Origin of the sequence: Bacillus sp. FJAT-27245 (assembly GCF_001273955.1) — a bacterium.
In the GTDB taxonomy this organism is placed as follows: Bacteria; Bacillota; Bacilli; order Bacillales; family Cytobacillaceae; genus Bacillus_D.
In genome coordinates, this window is sequence record NZ_LIGI01000001.1 from 1,040,260 (window position 1) to 1,066,122 (window position 25,863).

20 protein-coding genes are annotated in these 25,863 nt (G+C 45.9%); 18 read left to right on the plus strand and 2 right to left on the minus strand.

From position 1 onward, the window contains the following. Positions 1 to 200: 200 nt before the first annotated feature. The 17 genes from ADU24_RS05095 to ADU24_RS05170 all read left to right on the plus strand — a co-directional run bounded on the left by ADU24_RS05095 (position 201) and on the right by ADU24_RS05170 (position 19,762). Complete coding sequence (locus ADU24_RS05095; RefSeq protein ID WP_053365611.1) at positions 201 to 827, plus strand: class I SAM-dependent methyltransferase; 627 nt, start codon at positions 201 to 203, stop codon at positions 825 to 827. Positions 828 to 1,044: 217 nt separating this feature from the next. Continuing rightward, a complete protein-coding gene (locus tag ADU24_RS05100) occupies positions 1,045 to 3,420 on the plus strand; it encodes a M14 family zinc carboxypeptidase (RefSeq protein WP_053365612.1) in 2,376 nt (791 codons plus the stop codon). Between the two features lie 969 nt (positions 3,421 to 4,389). Continuing rightward, a complete protein-coding gene (locus tag ADU24_RS05105) occupies positions 4,390 to 5,139 on the plus strand; it encodes a YveK family protein (protein ID WP_053365613.1) in 750 nt (249 codons plus the stop codon). Beyond that, positions 5,129 to 5,827 (plus strand): CpsD/CapB family tyrosine-protein kinase, encoded by a 699-nt coding sequence (locus ADU24_RS05110; protein ID WP_053365614.1) that lies wholly within the window; start codon positions 5,129 to 5,131, stop codon positions 5,825 to 5,827. The genes ADU24_RS05105 and ADU24_RS05110 overlap by 11 nt, the downstream gene beginning before the upstream one ends. A 38-nt stretch (positions 5,828 to 5,865) precedes the next feature. After that, positions 5,866 to 6,627 carry a tyrosine-protein phosphatase gene (locus tag ADU24_RS05115; protein WP_053365615.1) on the plus strand — a complete coding sequence of 254 codons (762 nt, stop codon included), beginning with the start codon at positions 5,866 to 5,868 and terminating at the stop codon, positions 6,625 to 6,627. A gap of 159 nt (positions 6,628 to 6,786) precedes the next feature. Then, positions 6,787 to 8,604 carry a polysaccharide biosynthesis protein gene (locus ADU24_RS05120; protein WP_053365616.1) on the plus strand — a complete coding sequence of 606 codons (1,818 nt, stop codon included), beginning with the start codon at positions 6,787 to 6,789 and terminating at the stop codon, positions 8,602 to 8,604. 50 nt (positions 8,605 to 8,654) lie between these two features. Next, the gene (locus tag ADU24_RS05125) at positions 8,655 to 9,680 is read left to right on the plus strand and encodes a Gfo/Idh/MocA family protein (protein ID WP_053365617.1); all 1,026 of its coding nucleotides are present in this window, start codon (positions 8,655 to 8,657) and stop codon (positions 9,678 to 9,680) included. Continuing rightward, positions 9,677 to 11,014: a nucleotide sugar dehydrogenase gene (locus tag ADU24_RS05130; RefSeq protein ID WP_082306817.1), complete on the plus strand. Its 1,338-nt coding sequence runs from the start codon at positions 9,677 to 9,679 to the stop codon at positions 11,012 to 11,014. Before ADU24_RS05125 ends, ADU24_RS05130 begins: the two co-directional genes overlap by 4 nt. A 34-nt stretch (positions 11,015 to 11,048) precedes the next feature. Further along, complete coding sequence (locus tag ADU24_RS23270; RefSeq protein WP_197277474.1) at positions 11,049 to 11,186, plus strand: hypothetical protein; 138 nt, start codon at positions 11,049 to 11,051, stop codon at positions 11,184 to 11,186. Between the two features lie 71 nt (positions 11,187 to 11,257). Further along, the gene (locus ADU24_RS05135; protein ID WP_053365618.1) at positions 11,258 to 12,499 is read left to right on the plus strand and encodes a lipopolysaccharide biosynthesis protein; all 1,242 of its coding nucleotides are present in this window, start codon (positions 11,258 to 11,260) and stop codon (positions 12,497 to 12,499) included. A gap of 14 nt (positions 12,500 to 12,513) precedes the next feature. After that, complete coding sequence (locus tag ADU24_RS05140; RefSeq protein ID WP_053365619.1) at positions 12,514 to 13,815, plus strand: hypothetical protein; 1,302 nt, start codon at positions 12,514 to 12,516, stop codon at positions 13,813 to 13,815. Beyond that, entirely contained in the window at positions 13,812 to 14,963 is a 1,152-nt protein-coding gene (locus ADU24_RS05145; protein WP_053365620.1) for a glycosyltransferase family 4 protein, read from the plus strand. Before ADU24_RS05140 ends, ADU24_RS05145 begins: the two co-directional genes overlap by 4 nt. Further along, positions 14,935 to 16,092 carry a DegT/DnrJ/EryC1/StrS family aminotransferase gene (locus ADU24_RS05150; protein WP_053365621.1) on the plus strand — a complete coding sequence of 386 codons (1,158 nt, stop codon included), beginning with the start codon at positions 14,935 to 14,937 and terminating at the stop codon, positions 16,090 to 16,092. The genes ADU24_RS05145 and ADU24_RS05150 overlap by 29 nt, the downstream gene beginning before the upstream one ends. Before the next feature lie 27 nt (positions 16,093 to 16,119). Beyond that, the gene (locus tag ADU24_RS05155; RefSeq protein WP_053365622.1) at positions 16,120 to 17,358 is read left to right on the plus strand and encodes a glycosyltransferase family 4 protein; all 1,239 of its coding nucleotides are present in this window, start codon (positions 16,120 to 16,122) and stop codon (positions 17,356 to 17,358) included. A 1-nt stretch (position 17,359) separates the two neighbouring features. Further along, a complete protein-coding gene (locus ADU24_RS05160) occupies positions 17,360 to 17,959 on the plus strand; it encodes a sugar transferase (RefSeq protein WP_053365623.1) in 600 nt (199 codons plus the stop codon). Between the two features lie 3 nt (positions 17,960 to 17,962). Beyond that, entirely contained in the window at positions 17,963 to 18,601 is a 639-nt protein-coding gene (locus ADU24_RS05165; RefSeq protein ID WP_053365624.1) for an acetyltransferase, read from the plus strand. A gap of 6 nt (positions 18,602 to 18,607) precedes the next feature. Beyond that, positions 18,608 to 19,762 (plus strand): DegT/DnrJ/EryC1/StrS family aminotransferase, encoded by a 1,155-nt coding sequence (locus ADU24_RS05170; RefSeq protein WP_053365625.1) that lies wholly within the window; start codon positions 18,608 to 18,610, stop codon positions 19,760 to 19,762. Between the two features lie 184 nt (positions 19,763 to 19,946). Here the strand turns inward: ADU24_RS05170 and ADU24_RS05175 are convergent, their stop codons facing one another. Beyond that, positions 19,947 to 20,915 (minus strand): LCP family glycopolymer transferase, encoded by a 969-nt coding sequence (locus tag ADU24_RS05175; RefSeq protein WP_053365626.1) that lies wholly within the window; start codon positions 20,913 to 20,915, stop codon positions 19,947 to 19,949. Positions 20,916 to 21,493: 578 nt separating this feature from the next. Between ADU24_RS05175 and ADU24_RS05180 the strand changes: the two genes are divergently transcribed. Next, on the plus strand, positions 21,494 to 24,805 hold the full coding sequence (locus tag ADU24_RS05180) for a polysaccharide deacetylase family protein (protein WP_053365627.1): 3,312 nt from the start codon (positions 21,494 to 21,496) through the stop codon (positions 24,803 to 24,805). 462 nt (positions 24,806 to 25,267) lie between these two features. On the opposite strand, the gene ADU24_RS05185 is transcribed toward ADU24_RS05180, so the two are convergent. After that, the gene (locus ADU24_RS05185; RefSeq protein WP_053365628.1) at positions 25,268 to 25,690 is read right to left on the minus strand and encodes a MarR family winged helix-turn-helix transcriptional regulator; all 423 of its coding nucleotides are present in this window, start codon (positions 25,688 to 25,690) and stop codon (positions 25,268 to 25,270) included. Between the last annotated feature and the right edge of the window lie 173 nt (positions 25,691 to 25,863).

Sequence of the window (25,863 nt, forward strand, 5' to 3'; positions counted from 1 at the left end):
TTTATTCATAGTATTTGCCTGGAAATTAAGTTTTTTTATAGAAAAATCTAGTGGCGTTTCGGACGGATAATTGTAAAATTATGCCAGCTCGGATAGGGTAGCCGATATATATTGGGGCTGAATAATGTTGGAACCACAACCGGTATTATAATGGAGGGGCTTAAAACGGCGGTTGCTAATGATTTTCAGGAGGAGAATTCATGCTAAATAACCAGGGGTTTGATTTATGGGCTGATGGCTACGACCAGTCCGTCAAGCTAAGCGAGGAAAGCGATTCATATCCTTTTGCCGGCTACAAGGCCGTATTGGGGACGATTTTCAATGAAGTGATGCAAAAGAAGGAAGCAAAAGTGCTGGATATCGGATTCGGAACCGGGGTGCTGACGGCCAAGCTCTATGAAAATGGCCACAGGATTGACGGGGTGGATTTTTCAAAAAAGATGATTGAAATCGCCCAGGAAAAGATGCCCGCCGCGAATTTGGTCGAATGGGATATTTCAAAGGGACTTCCCGATTTTGTAAAAGAAAAGACGTATGACTTTATCATAAGCACGTATACGCTGCACCACTTGGCTGATGATGAGAAAATTCTCTTTATAAAGGAATTGCTCACGTGCGTTGCTGGTGATGGGAAAACACTGATTGGCGATATCGCGTTTGGCACAGAGGATCAGCTCGAAGCGTGCAGGGAGAAAAGCCGGGAGTATTGGGATGAAGATGAGTATTATTTTGTCAGTGATAAAATCTCCAGAGAGTTAAATGGCTTTTGTAAGTGCGAATTTTTTCCGAAGTCGCATTGCGGCGGAGTTTTTGTCGTTTCAAAGTGAATATTTTGTGCATATTTTGTATTGTTTTGCCACTGCCCGCTGTTTGTGTGGGCGGTTTTTTTTATAAAAAAAGGGGTTGGATTGTACTTAGAAAGAGGGAAAATAATTTAGTTATTTCATCCTATTGCGCTGAGGCGACCCCCACAATTAGAATGGAAATGTTCGTATATTTATACGAAATGCTTATTCCTATATACATATTGGGGAGGGATATTGAGTGAAGAAGAAAAGGTTGGTTTCGGGATTTTTGGCAGTGGGGATGCTTGCGGCGCTGCCTTGGCCGGCGGCGATGGCGAGCCCGGTGAAGTGGGTGAATGTGAATGTGAACGAGGAGCAGGATGGGAGCCTGTTCAATAGTGAAAACTATGAGTTTATGAAGTTTTCACAGATTGGCAAAAAGCTTGAGGAAATCAGCAAGCAGTCGAACCGGGTGAAGGTTGAGGTGAAGGGGACTTCGTCGAAGGGGTATCCGCTTTACGTGGTGACGATTGCCGATCCGGAAGCACAGGGGAAGTTCGGGAAGTTCCAGGCGCTGAGGAAGCAGATGTTCAAAAATCCTCAGAAGGCGCAGGATTTTATTGCGGCGAATCCTGATTTCAAGGTGCCAGTGATGATTAATGGTTCCATTCATGGGACCGAGTTTATCGGAAGTGATGCCGTCATGCAGCTGATTGAGCGGTTTGCGACTGGGAACGATGAAACAACGAAGGAAATTTTGAATAATAATATTCTTATCTTCAACGTTGTCCAGAACCCGGATGGGCGTGTCGATGCGACGCGTTTCAACGGCGAAGGGATCGACTTGAACCGGGATTTCATCACCCAGTCCCAGCCGGAAACACGGGAAACGGTGGCGCTTTTGAAAGAGTGGAATCCGATGGTGTTCCTGGATACGCATGGCTATGTGAAAAATTACGGTCCTAACTTGCAGGGGCTGATTGAGCCGTGTACGCCTCCACATAACCCGAACTATGAGTATGATTTGTACAATAAGTGGGCTTTTGGGCAGGCGGAAGCAATGGAAGCTGAAATCATGGGCAACAAGTCCGCCTATGAAGGACAGCTATATAAGGATATGAAGGGTACGTATATCCCGCAACGGAATGATGCGGACGGTTGGGATGATTATCCGCCGATTTTCACGCCGATGTACGCGATGTACCATGGCGCTTACGGGCATACGCTTGAAGCCCCGACGAACAATGAAGACGGGGTGCGCTGGATGTACGACGCAATCATGGGGGCTTTGAAGTTCGCGACTAAGAATAAGGAAACGATGATTAAGGACCAAATTGAGATTTTCAAGCGCGGCATCAATTTCGAGCATCCGACCCATAAGGAAGGGCATTTCCCTGAGGCTTATATTTTACCGGTGGATGAAAAAGATCCGACTGTCGTGGAGAAAGCAGTCAACCATTTGATCAACAATGACATAGAGGTCGTGCAGGCGGCTAAGCCGTTTACCGCGGGCGGCAAGCCGTATGCAAAAGGGACGTATATCGTGAAAATGGACCAGGCGAAGGCCGGCCTCGCCAACACGATGCTTTGGGATGGGGAAGACATCTCGAATGATACCGCGGCGATGTATGACATCTCGGCATGGAGCCTTCCAGAGCTGTGGGGCTTTGAAGCGGACCAGGTTCATGAAAAGCTTGATGTTGTTGCATCCAAGGTGAACAGTGTCAGCGGCCAGGGATCTGTGTATGGCAAAGGGCCATTCCTCATTCCGAACAGCTCCGTTAAGGCGGTGAAGCTGGTGAATGACCTGCTGGCAAAAGGTGTTGCTGTAAAGCGAGATGCTTCAGGCAACTTCTACGCCGAAGCGGCGGCGAATGAAATTTTCGCCGCGGTGAAGGAGAGCGGACTGCAAATTGGCACTGCCAAAGTACCGGCTGGCGCCGAGGCTGTTAAAAACGTAAAGGTCGCGATTTTGAAGGATGGCGGTATGGGGAAGGTCCAATCGCATTCAGGAACAAAGCTTGCGCTTAAGCGCCTTGGATTTAATGTAAGTGAGGTAACGCCTGTTGATGTTGCTGTGAAGGGGCTTGGCGGAGTTGATGTATTCGTGTATAGCGGGACGGAAAGCCTCATTTCGACGAATCTAAGCGCGGCGAATAAGGAGTTTGGCTTCCAGAACGCTGGCCAGCTTGATGCATTTAAGTCGAACTTGAATAACTTCCTTGCGAATGGTGGCAAATACATCGCTGTCGGCGCCGGTGCTTCACGGGCAACGAAAACGCTGGGATTGACGGATAACACCATCAACTCGGGCGGCAGCAATAGCAATGGCATCGTGAAGGTTGATTACAGCGGAACGGGGCTTGCGGCTGGATACGGGCAGGACGACATCGGCTTCGTCTACCGCCCGGCATGGTACACGGTCGTTGGCAATGACACGGTTGCCGCAACGTTTGACAACAGCCAGGACTATTTCCTTGCCGGCCATTGGAGAGGGCGCCCGAACGTGGCATCCCAGCCGGTGATTGTAAAAGAAGATACGAAGGATGTAACGTTGATCGGGCTTGAAGCCGGATTCCGCGACCATACGGATTACCTGTTCAGGCTCCTGTCGAACGCGATTTTTACGAAGTAAGATGTGTAAGGGATTCACATAATAAATATCCAGGAAAACGCATTGAATTGATTGTTGGATTCAATGCGTTTTTTGTGTGTAACGCGTTTTTTACCGCAAATAGTGGTTTTAACGAATGAGCTGATACAGGACCATCCGCGAATATCCGAAAAATACAAGAAGAAAAGCCCCACAAAAAGTAAGAGTACTGCCCTCTCAAAAAAGTAGCATAAAACAGGGTTGCTAGCTGGATGGCAGAACTGGAACCTCCCGGCATTCTTTCGAGTACTAAAGGCTAGCTTTCGCCATGGAAATCGGTATGGCGTTCTAAACGCCCGAATAGTGTTGGCTAGCCCCTCCTTCGGGCAATTAAGGAAGGTGTAACGCCCGAACAGCTGTGGAGAGCCCCTCCTGCGGGCAAAAAGAGGAATTAACCCTCCTCCTTATGGTGAAGAGTTAAGTCCTTTGGAAAATAATAACTGGGATAATAGGGGAATTTTGCTCTGTTTTTATATTTGTCAAGCTTGCTGAGTACCTAAATGAAATGTTAAAAAAAATCGCAAGTAGGACTTAAGGTAGGGCTGCCAGGAGGGTAGTTTTACCTAGAATATTTAATATCTTTTTTACATTTGAATTTTTATTCAAAAAAACTGTATGAGAAAGGCCTATTTTTGTTTTTGACCCCCATACTAAACTTATCGGAAATTTTCCTTTTCTTTTCTTTTACGTAGTTATTTTTTCATGCGTTTCTTCCATAAGTTTTAAAAAACAGGTTGTTTTACCTAGGCATGTAAAGAACGTAACATAATTTTAATGTTTACCCCTACTTTATCCCCGAAACTGAAACTTCGAGAATTTCCCTTTGGTATGAAATAATCCCTTATTCACTTTTAACGAATAAAAAACTAGGATTCAATTAAGAGGTAGGCAAAATTCGTCACATATCAGCAAATTTTTCATTTTTTAAATGTCGGAACAAGTGGAGGAATTATGGAAGAAACGATTAGCTTGAAACAATTGCTGCAAACGTTAAAGAAACATCTCATCCTCATTTTATCGCTCGCCATTCTGGCAGTAGTGATAACGGGGGTTGTTAGTTATTCATTTTTAACCCCAGTGTATCAGTCATCTACGCAAATCCTTGTAAACCAGGCAAAGGATCAGAAGGCAGTTTACAGTACAGCGGATGTGCAAACCAATCTACAGCTCATCAATACATATAATGTCATTATTAAAAGCCCGGCTATCCTGGATCTGGTTATAAAGCAGCTGGATTTGGAACAAACCTTTCAGCAGTTAAATGAAAAAATCCGCGTGGCGAGCGAAAAAGACTCGCAAGTTGTAACAATTTCGGTGCAGGATGAGAATCCGGAAATGGCGGCCAAAATTGCGAATACGATCGCCGCGGTTTTCCAACAGGAAATTGCTGCAATTATGAATGTCGACAATGTCAGCATTTTGGCAAAGGCGGAAGTGACGGAAGGGCAGGCGCCCGTTCAACCAAAGCCACTTTTAAATATGGTGGCTGCCCTTGTTGTCGGCTTGATGGCGGGTGTGGGTTTGGCGTTTCTCCTCGAGTATTTTGATAACACAATCAAGACGGAAAAAGATGTTGAAAGAGTCCTTGGCCTGCCAGTCCTTGGCATCATTCCTGTGATTGAAGATGTGAAATTTCGGACAAAGAAAGCGCCCAACTCAGTGAAAACGTTGGAGACGAGGGGTGAAACAGTTGGTTCTTAAGAAAAAAAAGAAGGCAAGCCTATCTAATCGAAGGAAGCTTGTTGCTTCACTTGATCCGAAATCGGTCGTTTCCGAGCAATATCGGACAATCAGGACGAATATCCAGTTTTCCTCGGTAGACGAAGATATACAGGCAATGATGGTGACTTCCGCCGGGCCGGGGGAAGGAAAATCGACGACGGCGGCTAATTTGGCGGTTGTCATGGCCCAACAGGAAAAAAAGGTGCTTCTGGTCGATGCGGATCTCCGCAAGCCGACGGTTCACTATACGTTTGATTTAGTGAATCAGTATGGACTTACAAGCGTACTTGCAAAAAGCAAATCGCTGGACCAGGCAATACGCTCAACTGACATCCCTTTTCTATCCGTTTTAACAAGCGGGCCAATCCCTCCAAATCCCGCTGAACTTTTGGGTTCAAAATCAATGAAGGAAATGCTGGAGGAAGCAAAAAAGCAGTTTGATGTGATTATTTTTGATACACCGCCAACACTCGCTGTGACAGATGCCCAAATCCTGGCCAACCTTTGTGACGGTGTTCTCCTAATCCTGTACAGCGGGAAATCAGAGATTGAGCAGGCAACGAAAGCAAAAGACCTGTTAGTAGCTGCTAATGGGAAGATTCTTGGCGTCGTTCTTAACCAGAAAAAAATAAAGAACGACACTTATTCTTATTACTATGGGACTTAGTCGGTAGGTTGGTTTAGTCGAAAGTAGGGAATTCACTCATGATCGATATTCACTGTCATATACTTCCCGGCGTTGATGACGGGGCAAAATCGATGGAGGAAAGCGTTGAAATGGCGCGGGAAGCTGTAAAGGAAGGGATACAGGCAATCATCGCAACGCCCCATCGTAATCGTTTTTACGAAAATCCGAAAGAGGCTGTTATTCAGAAGGCCGCTGAATTGAACCGCAGGCTTAGGGAGGAGGATGTCCCGCTTTCCATCTTGCCTGGGCAGGAGCCGGCTATTACCGGGGACTTTCTCGAAGATTTTCAGAGAGGGAATATCTTGGCGCTGAATAACACTCAATATGTTTTTATCGAACTACCGTCGGGCCATGTACCTAGATATACCTCACATATTTTATACGAGCTGCAAAATTCCGGCGCCATTCCGATAATTGTCCATCCTGAGCGGAACCAGGGAATTCTTGAGCAACCGGAAATCCTTTATGGGCTAATACGAAATGGGGCATTGGCGCAGCTGACCGCATCCAGCCTTTGTGGCGTGTTCGGAAAGAATATAAAGAGGTTTTCCCGGCAGCTTATTGAAGCAAACCTTGTCCATTTTATCGCTTCGGATGCGCACAATACAAAACGCCGCACGTTTCATATGCAGAGGGCTTTTGATGAATTAAAAACCAGGTACGGCAGCGATGTTTCCTACTTTTTTATGGAGAATGCCGAACGGTTGGTTGAAGGGAAAAACGTCTATAAAGATGAGCCGCAAAAGGTGAAAAGAAAAAAGCTTCTTGGGATCTTCTGAAGAACGCTTGGCAAATGGCTGTTTTTATTCACAAAACTAAGTTAGCCAATAGGACTAATCGAATTAAATATTGTTAAAAATAATTTCCCAATTCTTCGGAGGAACCAAGCCAGCGGGCAACGCTTAGCGTTTAGAACTTTTTTAAAAAGGAGGATTTTGATGAGTTACCAAAAACGTTTTCTGTTATTGGCAGTTCTGGACTCGGTATTGGTGTTGGCCGCAGCGGTTATCAGCTATATCCAATTTCATCCGCTACTGAGATCAGTCCCTGATGAAGAGCTCTTGTTAAATTCTCTTATCTTGCTAATTAGCTATTATATTTTCGCAAACAGTTTTCATTTGTATAACAAATCATGGGAATATGCCAGTGTCATGGAGCTGAAAAGCATTTTCAAAGCCGTCACACTTACAATCGTTACGACAGCAGCTTTCCAGCTGTTAACATTGTCGAATTTTTACCCAAGGATGCTGCTTTCCGTATGGATGATGACAATGTTTTTCGTAGGTGGCTCGCGGTTTTCCTGGCGCTTGTATCTGGACCATTGCCTTAAGCCGAAACAAGGCATGAAAAAAGTGCTTATCATAGGCGCCGGCCAGGCGGGAACCCTCGTGGCACGGCAGCTCATAAACAATCCTGAATTGAGGCTTGTACCTGCCGCTTTTATTGATGATGACCCGGGGAAATTGAAATTGCATATATTGGGCATACCGGTAGCCGGGACAACGAATGACATTGTTGAAACCGTAGAGAAATTTGGAATCAATAAAATCGTCATCGCCATCCCTTCATTAAAGAAATTTGAGATGAACAAAATTTATCTCGAATGTTCAAAGGCGAAAGTGAAGACGCAGGTGATGCCGAAGATTGAGGATGTCATGCTCGGAAAGGTCGCCGTCAGCCAGTTTCGGGATGTGGGAGTAGAGGATTTGCTGGGCCGCGAACCGGTAGAGCTTGATATTGAAGGCATCTCTGAATACATATCCGGGAAAACAGTCCTTGTAACAGGCGCGGGAGGTTCAATTGGGTCGGAGATTTGCCGGCAAATTTGTAAATTCTCACCCGAAAAAATTGTATTGCTTGGCCATGGAGAAAACAGTATTTATCTGGTTGACATGGAACTTCGCAATAAGTATGGGGATACAGTGGAAATTGTCCCGGCGATTGGCGATATCCAGGATCGGGAACGGATGATGGAAATAATGGCGGAGCATCAACCGGATGTCGTCTACCATGCAGCCGCGCATAAGCATGTTCCGCTCATGGAATATAACCCAAGGGAAGCTGTGAAGAACAATGTCCTCGGAACAAAAAATGTCGCAGAAGCAGCCCACCAAAACCATGTCGGCACGTTTGTTCTCATCTCTTCCGATAAAGCGGTCAACCCGACGAATGTAATGGGGGCGACGAAAAGAATAGCGGAAATGGTCATCCAGCACCTTGACCAGCGAAGCGCGACCAAGTTTGTTGCCGTCCGCTTCGGGAATGTGCTTGGCAGCAGGGGCAGTGTGATTCCCCTTTTTAAAAAGCAAATCAAGGCTGGCGGGCCAGTGACAGTTACCCATCCTGAAATGACCCGTTACTTCATGACCATTCCGGAGGCATCGAGGCTTGTTATTCAGGCCGGTTCCCTTGCCAGGGGCGGGGAAGTATTTGTCCTCGATATGGGCGAGCCGGTCAAGATTGTTGATTTGGCTAAAAACCTTATTGAACTTTCCGGTTTTTCACTCGATGAAATCAACATTAAATACTCCGGCATTCGTCCTGGGGAAAAGATGTTTGAAGAGCTTCTAAATGAAAATGAAGTGAATGATGTGCCGATCTATCCGAAGATCCTTGTCGGCAAAGCTTCGCTAAGCAATTATGAGATGATATCGAATCTAATCCAAAACTACTATTCATTCAATGAACGTGAGCTTAAAGACTATGTTTTGAATCTTGTTAACAAAAAAGAAAAGCAACTGTCGGTGATTAAGTGAGCCAGAAAACCAACAAAATGGCATGCGCTGCCCAGGGAGGCGTTCCTTTTATGAATTTTGCAATGATCGGCTGTGGATTTATGGCACGGAAACATGCAACGGCAATCGAGCGGATTCCCGAAGCAAGATTGGCCGCCGTCTGCGATATCGACGAATCAGCCATGGAGCCGTATGTGAAAGAGTACGGGGCGCGGGCTCATCAAAATTACGATGCGATACTGGCGGATGCAGCGGTTGATGCGGTTTGCATCTGTACTCCAGCCAGTTCTTACGCATTCATGGCCGAGCAGGCAGCCATGGCAAAGAAACATATCGTCCTAGACCAGCCGATGGCGATGACGCTTGATGAAGCGGAACGGATTGTGGAGGTTTGCCGGGAGAATGGTGTGAAGCTTACAGTTGTCCATCCACACCGATTCCGCCCTGTCGTCATGGAACTGAGGAAGATCATTGACGCAGGAATGCTCGGAAAAATCAGCCACGCGAGCGCGAGGATCAACTTGAACAGAAACATGGATTTCTGCGACGAGGCTTTGTGGCGGGTAGCGAAACTGCGTGAGGCTGGAGGACTAATGGGCCAGGCAATTGATTATCTGGATTTGCTCCTATCGTTCATGGGACAGCCGGAGCAGGTGTTCAGCATGGCGACGGGATTTGGAAACATGGACACGGAAGAGGTTTCCGCCGGGCTGATCCGGTTTGAATCAGGGGCGCTTGGAATGGTCGAAACATCGACATCCGTTTATTACCGCAATTTCGAGGAGTCAATCACCATCTTTGGAGAAAAAGGAACGGTTAAGATCGGCGGCCAAAACGCCCTTTCGTTCGAACATTTTGATGTTCAGAGCTTGTCTGAAACGGAAACGGAACAGATTATGGAAAAAGTTAAAGCAGACCCATTGGGAATTCCGGGTCATGAGCAGGCGATTTCCGATCTCATTCTAGCCGTAAAGGAACACCGCGAGCCCCTTGTAACAGGCGAGGATGGCAAAAGGGCGCTCGAACTGGTGCTGGCATTTTATGAAACAGCAAGAACTAACTCGCCAATCGGAATGAGAAGAGGAGTTTTACTATGATGACTGAAGTGAAAGAAAACAAATTGGCCGAAGAACTGATAAACAAGCTTCACACGAAAACAGCGACCATCGGTGTAGTCGGGCTTGGCTATGTCGGTTTGCCGCTCGCGGTTGAAAAAGCGAAAGCTGGTTTTCATGTCATTGGTTTTGATGTACAGGAGGAAAAAGTCCGCGCTGTAAACAAAGGACAAAATTATATCGGGGATGTAATCCCGGCTGACCTGGAAGCGCTCGTTGCGGAAGGGAAGCTGATGGCGACCTCCGATTACAATTTTATTGGCGAAGTGGACGCGGTTGCGATTTGCGTGCCGACACCATTGGACATTTATAAGCAGCCTAATATGAAGTATGTTGAAAGCTCTGCAAAAGCAATTTCCGAGCACCTTACGAAAGGAACGCTCGTTGTTCTCGAAAGTACAACATATCCGGGGACAACTGAGGAATTGATCAAGCCAATCCTGGAGCAATCCGGCCTTGTTTGTGGCGAAGACTTTTTCCTCGCCTATTCACCAGAGAGGGTGGATCCGGGAAACAAACAGTTTAATACAAAAAATACCCCAAAGGTAGTCGGCGGCATGACACCGGCCTGTACAAAAGTAGCGGCGGCCATGTACCGCTCTGTGCTCGAAGGGGAAGTACATGAGGTTTCAAGCCCGGCCGTAGCTGAAATGGAAAAAATCCTTGAAAACACATTCCGTAATATCAATATCGCCTTAGCAAACGAAATGGCGATCCTTTGCAACAAAATGGGCATCGATGTGTGGGAAGTCATCGATGCGGCGGCAACGAAGCCATACGGATTCATGCCTTTCTATCCGGGCCCTGGCCTTGGCGGGCACTGCATCCCAATCGATCCGTGGTACCTGACCTGGAAAGCGCGCGAATATAACTATCATACGCGGCTGATTGAAACGGCCGGCGAAATCAATGACAGCATGCCTGATTTTGTTGTGCAGCGCTGCGCTGAAATGCTGAATGATCAAGGCAAAGCAATCAACGGTTCCAAAATCGTTGTCCTTGGCGTTGCTTACAAAAAAGACATCGAGGACTACCGCGAATCTCCGGCATTGCCAATATTGGAAAGACTGACAAAGGCGGGAGCCGATTGGGTGGCAGTTGATCCGTATGTGAAGGAATTCACCCTCAACGGGGAGCAAGTTGCGTGTAAGGAGTTGGACCAGGACCTGCTGAGCAAGGCAGATCTTGTATTAATTACGACGAATCACAGCTGCTTTGACCATGAAATGCTGCAAAACAATGCAAAGCTTATTCTGGACACACGGAATACATTTGAACCAAGCAAAGAATTCTCGGGAATCTACCAAAAAATCTAAATTAGGTTTCTTCACCATAAATGCTGGTTTATTAATGAATTTTGTAGTAGACGATTGGAGCGGAAGGCGCGAAGACTCCAGCGGGATGCACGGGACTGGTGAGACCCCACAGGCGCTTACGCCGAGGAGGCTCACCGAAAGGCCCGCGGAAAGCGAAGCGCCTGGAGCGTAAATCAACAAATTTAACAAAACCACTCCTCGTGGCGAGGAGCCTAAATTCGAAACAGTGATGGAGTGCCAAGCTTGTCAACTAAAAAAATATCATTTAACCGGTCAGTATTCATTGTACTGGGCGGGAACGTACTGTCACAGGGGCTGATTTTCGCATCATCCCCTCTTCTTACAAGGCTGTATTCTCCAGAAGTTTTTGGCCAACTGGCTGTATTCATCTCGGTCGTGGCGATGATTAATGTGTTTACAAGCCTGAAATATGAACTTGCCTTGCCCCTTGAACGGGACCAACAGAAGTTCTTGAACCTGGTTGTGCTGTGCCTTGGTATCCTGGGCGGCACAACAATTATTTGCACGGCGGCGGTTTTCATACTCGGTTTCTTTTTCTTTGAAAAACAGTTTGCCGAGTTTCTTTTTTGGCTGCTGCCGCTTGCTTTTTTAGGAGAAGGAATTACTGCGATAACAAATTATTACGGGATTCATAAAAGCAAGTACAAGGATTTGGCTATCCTGAAGGTCAACAAGTCGCTTTTTACGGTCGGAGGACAGGCGGGGCTGTATTCCCTTCAGTCGGTAGGATTGGTTGCCGGTGATGTGATGGGCCGAATCCTCGGCGGCTTTAAGCTGATGATGAAAATGTTCAGGGAAATCAGGAAATCCGCCAATTTAATCAGCTTAAATGAAATAAGGGAAGTTGCCGGGAAATACCGGAAATTCCCGCTTATTTCAAGTTATTCGTCATTTATAAACAGCGCAGGCCTTCAGTTGGCCCCAATCCTGCTTAGTGCGATGTACAGCCAGGCGGAGGTAGGGCTGTTCGCGCTCGCCCAGCGGGTTATTGTTTCACCCCTGTCCATTATTGGGCGGGCGGTCGCTGATGTTTTCTACGGGACGGCGGCGAAAATCGAAACTCCCGGCGAACTGCAACGGATGTTTATAAAGACGTCTTTTAAATTGCTTCTCGTCGGGATGATTCCAATCGGCATTCTTTATTTTGCCGGAGAGAGCCTGTTCGGGCTCATTTTCGGCAATGCCTGGAAGGAAACGGGAACAATCATTCAAATCCTGTCCCTGATGTATCTTGCCCAGTTTATCGTCAGCCCTCTGTCCCAGACATTGAATATTTTAAACAGGCAGGATTTGCAGCTTATCTGGGATATTGTACGGCTCATCCTGACAGTAGTGCCATTTCTGGCCGGCTTCTTATTCGAATATGATTTCTATCAGCTGATCAGGCTTTTTGGAATATGTTCAGTCGCAAGCTATGCCCTATTGTACGGGATGATCTTCAGGGTGCTGAAAAAACAAAGGTAGGAGCAGTAAACAGCATGGGCAATAAAAAAAACTATACACTTATTCTCTTATTGGCTTTTCTTTACAAGTTCATTCTCGATTATGCGTATAAGACATTTCTGGTCGGGAATTTTGCCTATTCGGGATTTGTCATTAAGGAAAATTACATTAAATACGGTGAGTCGTGGCTTTTGTTATTCCTGTTAATCTCCGGGGTTGTTATGTATACAAAGGAAATGGAGAAGCCGAGCAAAGTGATCCTGTACATCATCTTGCTTAATCTTCTGGTCCCTCTCTTAACCTTTTATTCAATGCAGGACGGAGCAAGGCTGTATTTGTACAGCATTCTGTTTGGATTCATGCTCACAGTTTGGATTGTTAAAAGATTGAAAGACTTTCGCGTCATCATGATTGAAGACAGTGTCAAGCCGGTCTTTTTCCTCCTTGCCGTAATCACCCTCTATGTATACGCCTATTTAATCGCAACTGGGGGGCTTTCGCGGCTGAGCTTCAACCTGCTTGCAGTTTATGACGTCCGGAGCGTGTACCAGCAAAATAATTCCGGCCTGATGAATTATCTTGTTACCTGGCAGGCCTATGCCATCAATATGTCGATGCTCATTTATGCGCTGGAGGGCCGGAAGAAACCGCTATTTTGCCTTTTCCTGTTCCTGCAGCTGCTGCTTTTTGGCATGACAGGCTTAAAAAGCTTCCTGTTCTCGCCAGTCGTCGTGATTGGTTTGTACTATGTCTTGAAAAACATCAGATTAAGAAATCTTGTTCTTGAAATGATGACTGTCGGCGTGCTCTTCATCGTTTCATTGTCGGTGCTGCTTTACAGCGTCTTTGACAATATCAATACAGCATCCATTTTTGTCAGGCGATTGCTGCTCGTACCAGCCCAACTGCATTTTGTCTATTTCGATTTCTTTTCCACACATGAAACGATGAAACTGTCACATTCCTTTTTATCCTTTTTATTTGAAAATCCCTATAACAGCCCAACTCCGGTAGATGTTATTGCCAGTGTGGTCTTTAACAATGAAAACTTCAGCCCGAATGTCGGCTATTTGGGTGATGCCTTTTCCAACTTCGGAATCATGGGGATTATTGTCTACTCGATTACTCTCGGAGTGGTGTTGAAAATGCTGGACAGTGTCGCAAGGAATGTGCCGATTTATTTTTCGGCGCCATTGATCGTCATTCCGTCAATGGCACTTATCAATTCAGCGCTGCCGACAAGCTTGGTGACCCACGGCATCCTGTTTGAGATTACGGCTATTTGGCTGTTTTCTCAAATCTTTAAGAAAACTAAAGCAGAAGGAGTACCATCGTGAAAATATGTCATTTGACATCTGTGCACCCTTACACCGATATAAGAATCAACCTGAAGCAATGTGTATCCCTTGCCAGGGCTGGGCATGAGGTGTATTTACTCGCACCGGATGCCCCCGAGAAAACAATAAACGGGGTGCATCTCCGACGGCTTAGGGTTCATAATAAAAACCGTTTCGAAAGAATTGTGAAAAATAAACGATATATTTTGGCCCAGGTAAAAGCAATCGATGCGGATGTATACCACTTCCATGATCCCGAATTGATTTTTGTTGGCAGGGAGCTAAAAAAGCTCGGCAAGAAAGTGGTCTATGACGTCCATGAAGATTTGCCGATGCAAATTTACCGGAAACCATACATCCCTAATTTCCTGAAAAAGCCAATGTCGCTAGGCATTCAGATTGTGGAGAAGAATGCCTCCAGGAAGTTTGATCTCATATGCGCGGCGACTCCGCATATTAGCGAAAAGTTCGAAAAATACAACCCGCGAAGAATTGATGTGAAGAACTATCCAAAACTGGGAAAACAGCCTGCGGTTTTGAACCCGGTCTCCCAGGCAGAAAAGTATGTTTGCTATATAGGCGGATTGGCAGGGGACAGGGGCTTATATGTAATGGAAGAAGCCATCCGCCTGTCCAACTGCAACCTGTATCTGGCAGGCAATTTCCACAATCCTGCTGACAAAGCCAGAATTGAAAAGATGAAAAACGAAAAAGTAAACTATGTTGGCTTTTTGGACAAGGAGGGCGTTGCCGGTTTACTGGGAAATTCATTGGCAGGCCTTGTCGTCCTTGAGGAAAATGAACCTTTTAAATATTCGCTTCCTGTCAAAATGTTTGAATATATGTCCGCTGGTATTCCCGTTATCTGCTCCGATTTTCCCTTATGGCGCGAAATCGTTGAAAAACATAATTGTGGCATTTGCGTCAACCCCGCTAATCCGAACGAGCTAAGCGAGGCGATTGGTTTCCTTCAGGAAAATCCCGCTTTGGCAAAACAGATGGGTGAGAACGGGCGCAGGGCTGTGGAAACCGAGTATAACTGGGAATCGGAGAGCAAAAAGCTCATTGACGCCTATGAACAACTGATTAACGAAAATTTTTCAAAAGAGGTATATGTCCATGAAAATTCAAATGCTAGATCTATCTGAACAATATCAATCAATGAGAGAAGAAATCCTTCAGACGATTGATGAAGTCATGTCTTCTTCCCGTTTTATTCTAGGAGAAAATGTTAAGAAACTTGAGGGGGATGTAGCCAGGTACAGCGCTGCAGGCTACGGGATCGGGGTCGGAAACGGCAGCGATGCGATCCATATTGCCCTCCAGGCAGCCGGAGTCAAAGAAGGGGATGAGGTCATCACGACCGCGTTTACGTTCTTCGCGACAGGCGGGGCAATTGTCCGTGCCGGCGCAACCCCGGTTTATGTCGATATTGACCCGGTTACCTTTAACATCGATCCTTCCGAAATCGAAGCGGCGATTACCGCTAAAACAAAAGCAATCATCCCGGTTCATTTGTATGGACAAATGGCCGATATGGACAAAATCAAGGAAATAGCGGACAGGCATCAATTGGCGGTAATTGAAGATGCGGCCCAGGCAATTGGAGCAAGATACAAGGGCTATAATGTTGGCGAACTTGGGACAGCGGCTACGTACAGCTTTTTCCCGACAAAGAATCTTGGAGCCTATGGGGACGGCGGCATGATTATTACGAGCAATGAGGACCTCGCTGAAAAAGCGCGTGTCATCCGTGTCCATGGAAGCAAGCCGAAATATTACCACCATGTACTGGGCTACAACAGCCGGCTTGATGAAATGCAGGCAGCAATCCTGAATGTGAAATTCCCGCATCTTGATAAGTGGTCGGAAGCCCGCCGTGCAAGGGCAGCCTATTATACCGAAAAGCTGAACGAACAATTGGCCGACGTCATTCAAACGCCAACTGAAAAAGAAGGAAATTATCACGTTTTCCACCAGTACACACTAAGGGTTCCGCATAGGGACGAACTGCAGAACTACCTGAAAGAGGCGGGCATTGCAACAATGATTTATTATCCGCTGCCATTGCATGTCCAGCCAGTATTCAAAAATCTTGGCTACAAGGAAGGCGACCTGCCGGAAACGGAAAAAGCCGCAAAAGAAGCCTTATCACTCCCAATGTATCCTGAATTGGAGCGGGAAGCACAAGATTATGTGATTAAAAAAATCGTAGAATTCTATACGAAACACCAGAATGATAACCAGCAAGAGGAACTTAAAGCGATTGGCCAGTAGAAAGAAGAGAAGAAATGAGGTGCCTGAGTGAACATCTGGATATTTAACCATTATGCAACCGCTCCTACTCATGTAGGTGGAACGAGGCACTACGATTTAGCCAAGCATCTCACCGATAAAGGATACAATGTTACAATCTTTGCTTCCTCCTTTAATCACTTTTCAAAAAAAGAGATGGTTTTCCAAGGAGAGAAAAGCGAATACAAATCAGAAATGATTGATGGAGTAAAGTATGTTTGGATTCATACTCCTCCATATGAAAGTATCGTGGGAAGAGTCAAAAATATCATGAGCTACACGTGGAAAAGCCATAAAATTGGGAGAGCGGCTTGCGGCAAAAGCAAGCCCGACATCGTGATCGGCTCGAGCGTCCACCCGCTCGCAGCTATCGTAGGATACCTGATTGCCAGGAAAGCCGGGTGCAAATTCTATTTTGAAGAGCGGGACTTATGGCCCCAAACGTTCGTCGACTTTGGAAAGCTGTCGCCGGGAAATCCGGTGGCAGTCGCCCTGTACCGGCTGGAAAGCTTTTTATATAAAAAGGCGGACCGCATCATCGTCCTGTTTGATAAAGCAAAGTACTACATACAAGCGAGAGGCGTTAACCCGAACAAGGTTATATACTTGCCAAATGGCGTGGATCTCTCAAAATACGACCAATTGGAAAAATCAGTCGAGACTGACATCCTGTTCAGTAAGCTAAAAGACAAGTTTGTTGTTGTCTATGCCGGCTCCCATGGTATTGCCAATGACCTGGAGCCAGTCATCGAGTTATTTTCACGCTTAAAAAACAATCCGGATTTGCATCTGCTCCTTATCGGCAATGGGCCGGAAAAAGGCAGGCTTATGGAAAAAGCTGAGCGGGAAGGGATCCGAAATATCACGTTTCACGATGCCATTCCGAAAACGGAAATTCCTTACCTGTTGAGCAAGGCGCAGATGGGAATCCTCTCGATCATGGATTCGCCTCTTTATTATTGGGGTTTCAGCATGAACAAGATATATGACTATATGGCAGCGGGCCTCCCGATTATCATGATTACTGACCCGGGCTTAATCGGGTCATTAAGCAGCCAAAGCGGCATCTATGCAAACAACGATATAGAAGAAACTGCACACTGGCTCGAGGAGCATTACCGGAACCCTAAGCTATTGGAGCGGGAAGGAAACCAGCTCAAAAAATACGCTGAACAAAATTATTGTTGGGGAAAGCTCGCCGACAGCCTTGAAACGTTCATCGTAAATGATGTTAGTGGTGTGAAATAACATGAAACGATTAGTTGATTTTACTTGTGCACTCATTGGATTAGCCTTCCTTTGGCCAGTTCTATTACTGACAGCCTTCCTTGTAAGGATAAAACTCGGCTCCCCGGTTCTTTTTAAACAGCAGCGCCCCGGCCTGCATGGCAAACCGTTTCATGTGTATAAGTTCCGGACCATGACAGATGAGCGGGGGGAAGACGGGGAACTGCTCCCGGATGATGTGCGTCTGACGGGATTTGGCAAGATGCTGCGAAAATTGAGCCTCGATGAATTGCCGCAGCTGCTGAACGTATTGAAGGGCGATTTAAGCCTTGTCGGGCCACGCCCATTATTGATGGAATACCTTGAACTCTATACAGAGGAGCAGGCGCGCCGACATGAGGTTCGCCCGGGAATCACTGGCTGGGCCCAGGTAAATGGGCGTAATGATATTTCCTGGGAAGAAAAGTTCGCGCTTGATGTGTGGTATGTCGATAACCGGTCTTTTTGGCTCGATATGAAAATTTTATTCATGACATTTTACAAGGTCGTTAAATCCGAAGGGATTAGCCAGCAGGGCATTGCTACCGTTGAAAAATTCAAGGGATCATCGGAACGGGGGTAAATCATGATAAAACTATGCATCATTGGCCAGGGCGGCCACAGCAAAGTAGTCGAAGATATTGTTCTCTCGTCGAATGAATATAAAATAGCAGCACGCCTTGATAACAAATTTAATTATGTCGAGCAAAAAGATGGGATAGTGTATGGCCCGGTTTTCCTGGCGAAGGAACTTTCGCAAACCGACAAGAGTATGAAGTTTGTACTTGCCATAGGAGATAATGAAGCCCGGAAAAAGATTTCCGGGGAGCTTTCATTGCCGCTGGACCGTTATGCTGTCCTTGCACATCCAACTGCTGTAGTCAGCATGTCGGCAAGGATTGGCAACGGGACGGTCATCATGCCCAACTGCATCGTGAATGCAGCTGCTACAGTTGGTAATCATGCAATCCTAAATACCGGTTCCGTGATTGAACACGATACGATTCTGGAAGATTACACTCATGTGAGTCCGAATGCCGCTTTAACAGGCGGGGTTCGAGTTGGGGAAGGAACGCAGATTGGGGTCGGCGCAACTGTCATACCAGGCATCCAAATTGGCGACTGGTGCATGGTAGGGGCCGGAGCAACTGTCATCAATCCTGTAAATCACTTTGAAACCGTAGCAGGAACACCGGCAAAACCAATTACTAAGGTAAGGGTGTGATACTGAATGATCGTTAAACAAAAACAAAAAAGAATTTACCTATCTTCCCCACACATGAGCGGACGGGAGCAATCTTATATCCAGGAGGCTTTTGAAACAAACTGGATTGCCCCATTGGGCCCGAATGTCAATGCGTTTGAAGAGGAAATTGCCGCTTATGCCGGTGTGAATGGCGCGGCAGCGGTCAGTTCGGGAACTGCTGCAATCCACCTGGCACTGGAACTTTTGGAGATTGGCAGGGGTGACCGGGTGTTTTGTTCGTCGTTAACCTTTATGGCCAGTGCAAACCCGATTCTCTATCAGGGAGGGGAGCCTGTTTTTATTGACTCGGAGCCCGACACCTGGAATATGTGCCCAAAGGCATTGAAACGGGCGTTTAAAATAGCCGCCAAAACAAATAAGCTCCCAAAAGCCGTAATTGTCGTCAACCTTTATGGGCAAAGCGCCAAGATGGATGAAATTTCGGCCATCTGCAATGAATACGAAGTACCGTTCATTGAAGATGCGGCTGAATCGCTTGGGTCTGAATATAAAGGAAGAAAAAGTGGCAGCTTTGGGAAATTTGGCATCTTTTCGTTTAATGGAAATAAAATCATCACCACGTCAGGAGGGGGCATGCTTATCTCCGATGATATAGCTGCTTTGGAAAGAGCGAGGTTTTTAGCTACGCAGGCGCGTGACCCCGCTCCTCACTATCAGCATAGCACGGTAGGGTTTAACTATCGGATGAGCAATATCCTCGCTGGAGTCGGGCGTGCCCAGCTCGAGGTCCTTGATGCACGGGTTGAGGCAAGAAGGGCCGTTTTCAACAGGTATGCTGAAGCACTTAGGGGCATCCGTGGGCTCAAATTTATGCCTGAACTGGAAGGAACCATGTCAAATCGGTGGCTCACGACATTTACACTTGACCAAAGCGTTTCTGGCGTTTCTCCGATGGAGCTCATCAACAGTCTTGCTGAAGAAAATATTGAAGCCCGCCCGGTTTGGAAACCGCTCCATTTGCAGCCGGTTTTCGATGGAGTCGACTATTACCCGCATGAGCCAGGGAATTGTGTGTCATCGGCTTTATTCAGGAACGGTGTTTGCCTGCCTTCGGGCTCGAATATGACATTGGATGAACAGGAACGGGTCATAGAAGCGGTAAAGGATGCGTTTAACTGATCCATTAAAATAAGGAGGCCGTAGACAGGCCTCCTCTTTGCATTTTAAACTACGATTCTATCAACATCCAAGATGGTTTAAATGGACCTCTTGTTTGTTTGGCCGGTTCAAAGAAAAAGCCATGCCCCTAGGTGTCCATGGGCATGGCTTTTATAAAAATAGCTTTTGAGGTTTTCCGTGAGATTCAATTAGCTTCAGCGCTTGCGGTTTTCTTGCTCGATTCAATATTCAAATGTTCATTGAGCATCAGTGAGAGCTTTTGCCGCTCTTCATTAGGTACATCATAATAATAGACTCCGTTTTTATTCATATCGTTTCCGCTTATCTGGATGCGATCAAGGTTTTTTCTCGCCTTGGAATAGTTTTTTTGGATATTCTTCATCTCATTGAAGGTTAAATTTGTTTTCAGGTTATCGCCAATAACCTCTAAAATATTTCGGTAATTTGTGAGTGTTTTTACGTTTGCAGCTTCCTTAATAAACGCCTGGATGACTTTTTGCTGCCGTTCCTGGCGGCCGAAATCCCCTTTTGGATCGAGATGGCGCATTTGCGTGAATTTAAGGGCTTCCTCTCCATTCAAATGCAGCTTCCCTACAGGAAAGTGAAACTTGCCGTATGAAAAATCGAGTGTGTTATTCACCGTTACACCGCCTACAGCATCGACCAGGTCCTCGAAACCATTGGTGTTAACCGCGATGAAGTAATCGATTGGGACATCGAGGAAATTTTCAATTGTTTTAATGCTCATATCCACTCCACCGTATGTATAGGCATGGTTGATTTTATCCTCTACCCCTTTTCCGATAATTTTCGCATATGTATCACGGGGAATGCTGACCAATTTAATCGATTCCTCATCGGGGTTAATTGTGAGCAGCATGAGCGAATCCGGGCGTCCACGGTCTCCTTCACGCTGGTCAACCCCTAATAATAAGACCGAGAAGGGATCCCGTTTTGTTAAATCAATCTGGCGGTGGGCATTTTTTCCCCTATTCAGGGGTTCATGTGTTTGTTTTAGTGTGGTGGCTATCGAATGATAGACAGAGTAACCGTACACAGCTGCCCCTGCGAATAAAAGCAGGATGAGGGCGAGCGTAATTCGAAAACCTTTTTTTCGTTTGTTCGTTTTTGGTGACTTGTTTTCTTTTTCCATTATTACACTTCCTTTGATGCACTCTAGGTTAATTGTATCATTCGGGACAGCTTAACGTTATTCGACGAAATGACTAGTAAAACCCCAATATTCCGGAAAAATCACTATCACTAGGGAAAAATCCCTGGGAGAGAGGTCCTTTTTATCATTAAAAATTTTTCCGCTATATTAATGGCTTGTTAACTATATGTTACGAAAGAGTGATTCTTTTTGAAAAACCGGCCTTTGGATCGAGTAAATGGTGTTTTTAGGGAATGGAATTCTGATGGGATAAGGGATATCAAGGGTTATGCTACATAAGTACCAGGAGCGTGATTTCAACAGATAAATGTGGTTCGTTTATAGTTCCTTTTGCTGAGATGCACGAACGGCGTTTTTCAAAATGAATAAATAAGCATATATCAAACAATCGAACCTCAGTGGTACGGTTGATATGGCTATAAAGGAAATAGAAGACTCAAACATGCCAAAATTCCTTCAAAATTGAAGAACAGATTTATTTTGGAAAATGTTTAGGAATCTTCCATAAGTAGGCCCTATAAAAGAGTGGGGCAAAATGACTCGAGGCAGGTAAATAAATGAAGAAACGATTTCAATTCAAAAGGGATAAAAGTAGGAACATGGATGTAACGGGTGAACGTGGCGATAAGGATTTCATTTTTGAAAGTGAATCAAGTAAACGCTGGAATGTGATGGTCTTTTTCTGTGCTTCCTTTGCCGCACTGTTCGCGCTTGCGATCTTTTTTTCCGGCCTAGGCCTTTATTTTAATCCTGTGATGCCAAAACTGGAAATGAAGGTAGCCGATGAATTTAACGTTATTGCACCATCGGAGTCGCGGGCGGCCGCACTGCCTGATCCATCCGAACAGGATGTCAGTTTTTTTCAAAAAAAAGTCACGTATAACAAGGATGTTTATGCTTTTTATGTGAATTGGGACAGCAACAGTGAACAGTCGCTTAAGGAGCATAGTGATGAAATTGATGTGCTGGTTCCGCAATGGCTGCGCCTGAATGAGGACCTTGGGGTAGAGAGCGAGATCGATCCGGACATCGTAAAGTTTGCGAACGAGAAGGGGATGAAGATTACCCCTTTGCTACATAACATACAGGATGGCAAGTGGAGCCGGGAAAGGGTAAGTGCCTTGTTGAATTCGCCAGGGGAACGGGCGAAGTTGATAAGTAATCTGCATGCTCTTATTAAAAAAAATGGCTTTGATGGAATCAATATTGACTTTGAAAATCTGGACAGGTCCGACCGGGATGAATTGACGCAGTTTATGAGGGAATTGTATGGGGTGTTCCATGCGGATGGGCTTACCGTCTCGATGGATGTCGCCGCTGCAAATCCTGCGTATGATTATCGGCAGCTGGAAAAGCATGTGGACCGGTTGATTGTGATGGCCTACGATGAGAATGTCGACTCACCGGGTCCGATTGCTTCGAACGCCTGGTTTAAAAGTATTCTGGAGAAATTGCCTAAGGATAAGCTTATCGTGGCCCTGGGGAATTACGGCTATGATTGGGAGTGGGAAAGCCAGGAGCCGGGGGAGGCCGTTTCTTTTGATGATATTACGAGGCTTGCCGGAAAAGCAGGCTTGAACATCCAGTGGGATGATATTAGCCAAAACCCATATGTGAAATATACGAAAAACGGTGAAGTGCATGAAGTGTGGTTTCTTGACAGTGCAACTTTCTACAATCAGCTGAAACTTTCCGAAGAGGCCGGTGCGAAAGGGATTGCCCTCTGGCGCCTTGGAGCAGAGGACCCCTCGGTGTGGGATATCTTGAAGGGGAATAAGCTTGAAAATATGCAAACGGTCAAAAATGGCGGGAACATTTTCAGCAAGGGGCAAGGGAATATTTACAGGGCCTCGGAAAGCAGGGAGGAAGGAAGGCGCAGCTTTTCGTTCGATAAGCAAGGCTTCATTACGAATGAATCGTATATTTCCAATCCTAGGGCATATGAGTTTGAGCGGTTAAGCAAAGCGAATGGGAAGGAAATTGTTTTGACGTTTGATGATGGGCCAACCCCCGAATATACGGAAAAAATCTTGAAAATCCTGAAAGAACAAGGAATACCTGCGACGTTCTTTTTGATTGGGAAAAATGCGGCCCTCCATCAGGACATCGTGAAACAGATGGTTAAGGATGGCCATGAGGTTGGCAGCCATACGTTTACACATCCGAATACAAAGAATCTGTCCAAGGAAAAGTTGAAGTTCGAGTTGAATGGTGCCCAGCGAGTGATTCAGGGGATTACCGGCCATACTACTTTGCTCTATCGTTCTCCTTTGGGAGATGAAGAGGCAAAATATTTTCCGGAGCATTTCGAACGGATGAAGAATGTGACGGAAATGGGTTATATAACTGTAAACTATGATGTTGATTCTAGGGACTGGGAGCTTCGTGACAAGGATGCGATTGTGGATAAAGTCCTGAAACAGGCTTCCGGCGGAGATATTATTTTGCTTCATGACGGCGGCGGGGACAGGCAGGCAACGGTTGAAGCCCTGCCAATCATCATTGAACAATTAAAGAGCAAGGGATATACATTTACGACTGTCGGTGAGCTGATAGGCCAAAATAAGAACAATGTCATGCCCGCTGTGGCCGATGTGGAAAAACCGATTGTCCATAGTTCGAAACTCGTTCTTTGGGGGGCCGCGCATTTTAAAACAATAACCGTGGGGTTGCTGATCGGTTTCATGCTTGTTCTCGCTCTTCGGCTTTTGGTCCTAGGCTTTTTGGCTATAAAGCATAAAAAGCAAGTTGTGCGGCGGCAGGTTAGCCAGGGAGAGAGTTTTACTCCTTTAGTCAGTGTTGTCATTCCTGCGTACAATGAAGAAAGAGTGATAAAAAAGACGATTGAGTCGATCATGGATAGCGACTATCCGAATCTTGAAATCATCGTCGTCGATGACGGCTCGAAGGATGGGACTTCCCTTACAGTGGAGGGGAATTTCTCAGAACACGATAATGTCCGGCTAGTGCGTAAAAAAAATGGCGGAAAAGCGTCTGCACTCAATGAAGGAACGAAAAAGGCGAATGGGGAAATCCTCGTCGTTGTGGATGCCGATACAAGTGTCACCCGTGAAACAATTTCTATGTTAGTGGGCCACTTCGAGGACGGAGCGATGGCGGCGGTTTCAGGGAATGTCCGTGTTGGAAACAGGCGGAACCTGCTAACGGTTTGGCAGCACATTGAGTATGTGACCGGTTTTAATATCGAAAAACGTGCTTTTGCCACGCAAAACTGCCTTACGGTTGTACCCGGAGCGATTGGTGCCTGGAGGAAACAGGTCGTTGAGAAGCTCGGCTATTTTTCCGATGATACCCTGGCTGAAGATACGGACATGACCTTGAAGATCCTTCGTGGAGGCTATAAAGTAACGATTGAAGAAAAAGCGTTGGCCTATACCGAGGCGCCTAAAACCTTGCGTGATTTCCTTAAACAGCGTTTCAGGTGGACATTCGGGACGTTGCAATGCTTCTGGAAGCATAAGCAAGCATTCGCTGGAAGGGAACATAAAACACTCGGATTCCTGGCGATGCCGAATATGCTGCTGTTCCAGTTCGTTGTGCCATTTTTTGCGCCGGTTATTGACGTGTTGTTTATCTGGAAGCTCGCAACTGGCGAAGTAGGCACATCCTTGCTTATTTTCGGGACGTATTTCCTAATCGATTTGATTGTCAGCCTGGTTGCCTTCAGGTTTGAAAAGTTAAGTGTGAAACCGCTGATGACGGTGATTCTGCAAAGAATTGTTTATCGCTACTTGCTGCTGTGGGTTACCTGGAAATCGTTGATGGTCGCGCTTAAGGGAACCCGGGTTGGCTGGGGGAAATTAAAGCGGAGCGGAGATTTGGCACCGGAACGGGGGTTTTTCGGGTAGAAGATTTTAGGCCCTATGATTTGGGGAGCTTTTATTAATAGTTTGCAGGATAAGACCGTTTCGCTTTGAAAAAGTGAAGCGGTCTTGTTCTGTTTAGAGAGGTGTTCTATTGAAGTATTTGCGGATACATCCGGTAAACTTTTGGATAAACGAGTTTTTCATAATCCTAAGGATAAAAAGTAAAAATCTCTGGATAAGAAGTAAAAAAGAATCTCTGGATAAGTAGTGAAAATCCCAGATAAAAGTAAAAAAATTCAGGGAATCGATAGCAAAATGCTAGCAATGTGCTATCAGAATCCAGATAAAGAAACTTTCGAGTAAGAAGGGAATCAGCTAAAATCACTTTTTTGCTTCCAGAAGACCATTACAAGGAGGTTTTCAGGCGAATTGGCCAATAGAGGAACGCAAAGACCGGTTCGCCTGGAAATGAAAGGCGAACCGGTCTTTAAAATATATTTGGTCCTATTTATGTTGAAACGGGTTGTTGTATTTCATTAATAGTTTGGAGAATAATTCCTTCTCTTCATCAGTCCATTCCGCAAGGGCTTGATCGAGGGCGGCGAAACGCAATCTCTGGTGTTCAAGAAATTCCTTTTTGCCAAGCTCGGTGATCTGGAGTGTGTAGGCCCTGCGGTCAATCGGGTCTGGAATTCTTTCAACGTATCCTTTTTGTTCAAGGGAGGCGGTCTGCCGGCTTATCGTGGAAATATCGAGGTGCGATTCCTCGGCGAGTGCCTTTACTCCCGCGGGTCCTTCAGAAAGAATCCGATATAGAATCAGATAGGCGGAGCGGTCGAGATGGCCGATTTTCCTGCTTGTAGAGGTAACGCGGCGAATCAGGCGGGCGAGCTCCATATCTATAATTTTTATACTACTATCCTTCATCGTTTTGCCTCACTTTTTCTATCTTCCTTCCATTATCTTACCATACAGGCCACATTTTTAACATTCGCGCTTCTGTGAAACATAACTGTGGAACAGGATTATTCGGGTGGTGCCAGGCACTGTTCGTGTTCTTGACATAAAACATAATAGTTGTATAATGCAATTATGTAGTT